The 980-nt window shown below is 45.8% G+C and carries 2 protein-coding genes; both read left to right on the top strand.

The genetic code is table 11. The annotated features are described in order from the left end of the window. Nucleotides 1–64 precede the first annotated feature (64 nt). Entirely contained in the window at nucleotides 65–850 is a 786-nt protein-coding gene (locus A3729_RS05400; protein ID WP_068516211.1) for a sulfite exporter TauE/SafE family protein, read from the top strand. Nucleotides 851–883: 33 nt separating this feature from the next. Next, nucleotides 884–980: prolipoprotein diacylglyceryl transferase family protein (locus tag A3729_RS33790; RefSeq protein ID WP_231877347.1), on the top strand; the 97-nt coding region annotated here is incomplete at its 3' end.

Below are 980 nucleotides of genomic sequence, written 5' to 3'. Positions count from 1 at the left end.
AGAATGACCTCAGAATGTAATACAGCTATCATACCATGCAATTATTTAGGGGTAGATACGGACTATGTTTATTGTGAGCTACTTGCTGGCGGGTATCTTTGCCGGGTTAACGGCAGGGCTCTTTGGCGTGGGTGGTGGTTTAGTCGTCGTGCCTATCCTGGTTTTTGTCTTCGAAAGCCAAGGTTTCCCCGCAGAAGTCTTGACCCATATGGCGATAGCAACTTCACTTGCGACCATAGTGTTTACCTCGATGAGCTCGGTATATAATCACCATAAGAGAGGCGCGGTTTTGTGGTCGGTGTTTCGGCCGATGAGTGCTGGTATTGCGCTAGGTGCGGTGCTTGGTGTATTAACGCTGGTGCAACTAGATGGCTGGATGCTGAAAAAGCTGTTTGGACTTTTTGCGGTGATTGTAGCGCTGCGAATGTTTATCAAATCCGCTAGCTTGCAGTCTTTGGCGATACCCGGAAATATCGCACTATCTATAATGGGCGTGGTCATTGCGTGGTTTTCTTCTATCTTCGGGATTGGTGGTGGAACACTTAGCGTTCCTTATTTGAGTCGGTATCGTATTGAGATGAAAGAAGTGGTGGGTACCGCCGCTGCATGTGGTTTACCCATCGCTTTATTTGCCACGCTCAGTAATGTGATGATGGGAAGTGATTTGCAAGGACGGCCTGAATGGAGTTTGGGATTGATCTACCTACCTGCTTTACTCGGAATATCTATTTGCTCTGTATACTTCGCGAGGGTTGGAACGCAGTTGGCGCATCGCTTGTCGCCTCTGTTACTGAAAAGATTGTTTGCAGGTTTTCTGCTATTAGTTGGTGTTCGCTTTCTAGTGACTTAGCTCTGTTTAATATTAAAAATTTAAGGAATTACAATGGCGTTGTCGTATCCCCAGATAGATCCGGTTGCTTTGGACTTAGGGCCAATTCAAATTCATTGGTATGGCTTAATGTATTTGATTGGTTTTGTGG

Source organism: Oleiphilus sp. HI0043, assembly GCF_001634935.1.
This window is presented reverse-complemented; position numbering and strand designations above follow the sequence as displayed.